Source organism: Mesorhizobium sp. M6A.T.Cr.TU.017.01.1.1 (assembly GCF_004023115.1).
In the GTDB taxonomy this organism is placed as follows: Bacteria; Pseudomonadota; Alphaproteobacteria; order Rhizobiales; family Rhizobiaceae; genus Mesorhizobium; species Mesorhizobium mediterraneum.
The window spans coordinates 1-5,032 of sequence record NZ_RZTA01000208.1 but is presented as its reverse complement, the minus strand read 5'-3'; the positions used below and the strand labels follow the sequence as shown (position 1 = coordinate 5,032).

Here is a 5,032-nt window from a genome sequence, read left to right as displayed (position 1 = left end):
TCAGGCTATGCCGCGCAGGTCGCCTCATCGATCAAACGCATCGAGATGACGCTGCCCGGCCTGCAGGAACTGGCGCAAGGCGGCACCGCTGTCGGCACCGGTCTCAACGCGCCGGTCGGTTTTGCCGAGAAGGTGGCGGCGCGCATTGCTGACATCACCGGCATCGCCTTCGTCACCGCGCCGAACAAGTTCGAGGCGCTGGCGGCCCATGATTCCATGGTGTTCTCGCATGGCGCCATCAACGCCTGCGCTGGCGCCCTGTTCAAGATTGCCAACGACATTCGTCTGCTCGGCTCCGGCCCGCGCTCCGGCCTTGGTGAACTGTCGCTGCCGGAAAACGAGCCGGGTTCATCGATCATGCCGGGCAAGGTCAACCCCACCCAGTGCGAGGCGTTGACGCAGGTCTGCATCCAGGTGTTCGGCAACAATGCGGCTGTGACCTTCGCCGGCAGTCAGGGCCATTTCGAGCTCAACGTCTACAACCCGCTGATGGCCTATAATTTCCTGCAGTCGGTGCAGCTGCTCGCCGACGCCTCCATCTCCTTCACCGACAATTGCGTTGTGGGCATTGAGGCGCGGGAAGACAACATCAAGGCCGCCCTGGACCGTTCGCTGATGCTGGTGACAGCACTGGCGCCGACCATCGGCTACGACAATGCCGCCAAGATCGCCAAGACCGCGCACAAGAACGGTACAACCTTGCGCGAGGAAGCGCTGGCCACCGGGCTGGTCACCGAAGCCGACTACGACCGCCTGGTGCGGCCGGAGGACATGACGCATCCCGGGTGACGTGACGTCATCCCCGATGATTTTTGCGCTGATCGCAGAAACGTTACTGCTGTGAACGATCTGTAACCAAATCCGCATCTTTGGTGAACAGTCGACCTGCTCTATCTGGATGGCACTACAACCCCTTCCGGAGAGAGTCACCATGTCCACCAACACGTCCGTTGCCGGTTCCGGCACCGTTTCCAACGCCTCGGCCACCATCCTGCTTGGCCGCGTCCTGCTTTCAGTCATCTTCGTGCTTTCCGGTTTCGGCAAGCTTACCGCGATCGCCGGCACCGCAGGCTACTTCGGCAGCATGGGCCTGCCGATGCCGACCGTAACGGCTGTTGTCGTCGGCCTGATCGAGCTGCTCGGCGGTCTCGCCATCCTCATCGGTTTCCAGACCCGGATCACCGCCTGGGTGCTGGCAGTCTTCACTGTCGCCACGGCGCTGGTCGCCCACACCGGCTGGGCCGATCAAATGCAGATGATCAGCTTCATGAAGAACCTGGCGATTTCCGGCGGTTTCCTCGTGCTGGCTTCCTCGGGCGCCGGCGCCTATTCGGTCGACGCCAGGCGCGGCTGACGCAAGCTAGTAGCTGTTGCAGCAAGGGGCGCGGAATTTTCCGCGCCCCCTTTTCGTTGGCGATCTATCAGACTTTCGATTGGCCGGGCCGAGTGGCCTGGCCCGAATTTCTGCTAAGACCGAGGCGTCGGGGAAGAACAGGCCAACCGGCGTGGCCGACATCGGAGGTGACCAATGCCCCGCAATGCGCTGCTCCTGCTTTCCCGATTGCTGCTCGCCGCCCTGTTCGTTCCGTCCGGCTTCCACGCGCTTACCGACATTGCAGGCACATCAGGCTATTTTGCCAGCCTCGGCCTGCCGCTGCCGACATCCGTAGCCTGGGCGACGGGCCTGTTCGAGCTGATCGCCGGACTGCTCATCCTCGTCGGCCTCAAGACGCCGATCGTGGCACTCCTGCTTGCCGCCTTCTGCATCGCGGCAGGCTTCATCGGCCATTATGGCCAAGGTGGCGACGATCCGACGCTGGCCTTCATGCATTCACAGATGCTGATGAAGGACATCGCGCTATCCGGCGGTTTTCTGGCGCTGGCGATGGCTGGCGCAGGCGCCTATTCGATCGACGGCTGGACACTTAAAGCGCGTCGCGTCTGAAGGGATTCATGCGACGCGCTTTAAGTTGTTGTTTTTATGCATGTTGTTATCCCAAAATCGCTGCGCACTTTTGGGCGACATGCATTAGGATCGGCCCTGAAACGACTTGACCGACACAAGCTACTTGACTGAGCCGGACTACTTGGCTGGCATATTGGGGCCGCCCTCGACCGCCAGCACCAGTCGGCGATTGGTGACCCTCGCCAGTTGCGCCAGGCGGCCGGCAGGCCGCTCGCCGTAAAGATCGGCCAGCGACGCCGGCAGCACAAGCGCAAGCACGCCATTGCCGCGATTCTCCCATTTCAGCCGCGGCATGACGCCCGGCATCGCCGCCGTCAGCACGTAGACGACGCGCATCACCGCGGCCAGTGCGCGGGCGCGCTCGAGATAGCGCGGCGTCGCCAGCCCCCGGATTTCCGGAGCGGCATCGTTGAACAAGCCCTCGTGGCGAAACAGGTTGACAAGCGCCAGGAAGGCGCGCCCGGGATGGTCGACGCCGATGAAGGAGGCATGAGCGATGATGTTGAGCGACTGCTTGCCGCGATATTCGGGATGCGCGCGCCAACCGATGTCGGCAAGCAGACAGGCGGCCTGGCGATAGCGCCTCTCGTCGTCGGTCTCGTCGATGCCGAAGGCGGCAAAGGTCTTGCCCGTCCACTCGACAAGCTCATGCGCGTGGGTGACCGAGCGCGAGCGCAGCCGGGCGAGTTCCTCCGAAGCCGAGATCAGCGGATCTGCCTTCTGCTCGGCCTCGCCGAGCAGCGAATAGAGAAAGCCCTCGCGCACGCCCAGCGCCGAGACGATGATCTTGGACGGCTGCATCGCCGCCATGATCTCCTGGAGCACGATGGCGCCATAAGGCAGCAGCGAGCGGCGGTTCTTCGAGACGCCTTCGATACCCTTCACCTTCTCGATCTCACCCTTGGCCACCTGCTTCAGGAAGTTCGCGGCGCTTTCGATGCCGATCTCGTAATGGTGCATGACGCTCAGCGGATAGTTGGTCATTTCCATGTGCAGCCGGGCGAGGTTTCGCCAGGTGCCGCCGACCGCATAGAATGGCCTGCCCCGCCCGCCTTTCAGGAGCTTTGCCTTCGCAAGCTCGTCGCGCGCTATCTTTCCGGCCTGGGCCAGTGAGTTCTTCGCCATGTCCTGCAAGCGCAGGCCGCCCAGCGGCAGCGTGATGCCGTCGCCGATCGTCTCGCCGTCGACGTCCACCAGCTCAAGGCTGCCGCCACCGAGGTCGCCGGCGATGCCGTCAGCCGGATGGAAGCCGGAAATGACGCCAAGCGCGGAATAATGGGCTTCCTGGCGTCCGCTCAGCACCTGGACCTCGGTCTTGAGCACATCTTCGGCGCGGTGGATGAAATCGGGACCGTTGACCGCCTCGCGGGCAGCCGCGGTCGCCAGCACATACATGTGCTCGGCGCCGGCCTGCTCGGACAGCGCACGGAAACGGCGAAACTCCTCCATCGAGCGCGTCACCGCCTCGGGGTCCAGCTTTCCGGTCGACACGATGCCGCGACCGAGGCCAGCCAGCATCTTTTCGTTGAACAGCGTGGTCGGCGAGCGCGCCAGCCCCTCATAGACGACAAGACGGATCGAGTTCGACCCGATGTCGATGATGGACAGCGGTCGGCGGTCCTGAAGCCGGCCCTGGGACGTTGAAATCATCAGCCGGTCGCTGCGCCGTTTTTCTTGCGGCGCTTGAACTGCGCGATGCGCTTGGGCGCATGCGATTTCAGCGCATCACCCCGTCCGGAAAGGCTCGGATTGGTCATGAAATATTCCTGCGCGTTGAACGGTTCCTCGCCCTCCTCAAGCACGGCGCGCCGGGAGGTTCCGTCAGCCAATACGTCGAAACTTTGCTGGTTGTCCATGATGTTGCCCAGCATGATCTGGCCGAGGACTTGTTCATGCACCGTTGGATTGGTGATCGGCACCATGGTTTCAACACGACGGTCAAGATTGCGCGGCATCAAATCGGCCGATGAGATGTAGACGACCGCCCCGTCCGACGGCAGTCCATGGCCGTTGCCGAAACAATAGATGCGGCTGTGTTCGAGGAAGCGGCCGACGATCGACTTGACCCTTATGTTTTCCGACAGGCCCGGCACCTGAGGCCTCAGGCAGCAGATGCCGCGCACGACTAGATCGATCTCGACGCCAGCGCGGCTGGCGTCATAGAGCGCGTCGATGACGATCGGGTCGACCAGCGAATTCATCTTCATCCAGATGCGGGCCGGCCTGCCCTCCAGCGCATGGGCAATCTCGGCCGAAATGTGCTTGAGGATGCGCTTGCGCAGCGTGAAGGGCGAGATGGCCAGCCGCATCTCCTCGGTCGGCTCGGCGTAGCCGGTGATGAAGTTGAACAGCTGGGCGACATCGCGGGCGATCGTCGGATCGGTGGTGAAGAAGGACAAGTCGGTGTAGATGCGCGCGGTGACCGGGTGATAGTTGCCGGTGCCGAGATGCACGTAGTTGCGCAGCTTGCCGTCCTCGCGCCGCACCACCAGCGACATTTTTGCGTGGGTCTTCAGCTCGAGGAAGCCGAACACGACCTGAACGCCGGCGCGCTCGAGATCGCGGGCCCAGCGGATGTTGGCTTCCTCGTCGAAACGCGCCTTGAGCTCGACCAGCGCCGTCACCGACTTGCCGGCCTCGGCCGCGTCGACCAAGGCGCGCACGATCGGGCTGTCGTTCGAGGTGCGATAGAGCGTCTGCTTGATCGCCACCACTTCCGGATCGGCCATCGCCTGGCGCAGGAACTGCACCACCACATCGAAGGATTCGTAGGGGTGGTGAACGATGATGTCCTTCTCGCGTATAGCAGCGAAACAGTCACCGCCATGCTCGCGGATGCGCTCGGGAAAGCGCGGATTATAGGGCGTGAACTTGAGATCGTCGCGGGCGATGGCGACGATCTCGGAAATCTGGCTGAGCGCCAGCGGACCGGTGAGCACGCTGATGCGGCTCGACGAGACGCCAAGCTCGCCGGCGACGAACTCGCGCAGCTCGGCCGGCATCAGCTTGTCGAATTCGATGCGGATGACCGAGCCGCGGCGGCGGCGCTTCAGCGCCGTCTCGAAC

5 protein-coding genes are annotated in these 5,032 nt (G+C 63.2%); 3 read left to right on the top strand and 2 right to left on the bottom strand.

Translation table 11 applies throughout. From position 1 onward, the window contains the following. The 3 genes from EOB36_RS33000 to EOB36_RS32990 form a co-directional block, all read left to right on the top strand. The coding region (locus EOB36_RS33000) for a lyase family protein (RefSeq protein ID WP_245467964.1) at positions 1-789 on the top strand (789 nt) is incomplete at its 5' end. Between the two features lie 142 nt (positions 790-931). Further along, a complete protein-coding gene (locus EOB36_RS32995; protein ID WP_126107068.1) occupies positions 932-1,354 on the top strand; it encodes a DoxX family protein in 423 nt (140 codons plus the stop codon). 174 nt (positions 1,355-1,528) lie between these two features. Then, positions 1,529-1,945, top strand: coding sequence for a DoxX family protein (locus EOB36_RS32990; protein WP_128286538.1), 417 nt, complete (start codon positions 1,529-1,531; stop codon positions 1,943-1,945). Between the two features lie 138 nt (positions 1,946-2,083). On the opposite strand, the gene ppx is transcribed toward EOB36_RS32990, so the two are convergent. Both ppx and ppk1 read right to left on the bottom strand, forming a co-directional pair. Then, the gene (gene ppx / locus EOB36_RS32985; protein ID WP_095489295.1) at positions 2,084-3,616 is read right to left on the bottom strand and encodes an exopolyphosphatase; all 1,533 of its coding nucleotides are present in this window, start codon (positions 3,614-3,616) and stop codon (positions 2,084-2,086) included. Further along, positions 3,616-5,032 (bottom strand): polyphosphate kinase 1 (gene ppk1 / locus EOB36_RS32980; protein WP_128286537.1); only part of this gene is annotated, 1,417 nt, incomplete at its 5' end. The genes ppx and ppk1, both read right to left, overlap by 1 nt.

What these genes read in the sequence shown, in the direction of transcription:
- ppx (WP_095489295.1), bottom strand. Translation starts at nt 3,616, where the DNA reads ATGATTTCAACGTCCCAGGGCCGGCTTCAGGACCGCCGACCGCTGTCC.
- EOB36_RS32995 (WP_126107068.1), top strand. Translation starts at nt 932, where the DNA reads ATGTCCACCAACACGTCCGTTGCCGGTTCCGGCACCGTTTCCAACGCC.
- EOB36_RS32990 (WP_128286538.1), top strand. Translation starts at nt 1,529, where the DNA reads ATGCCCCGCAATGCGCTGCTCCTGCTTTCCCGATTGCTGCTCGCCGCC.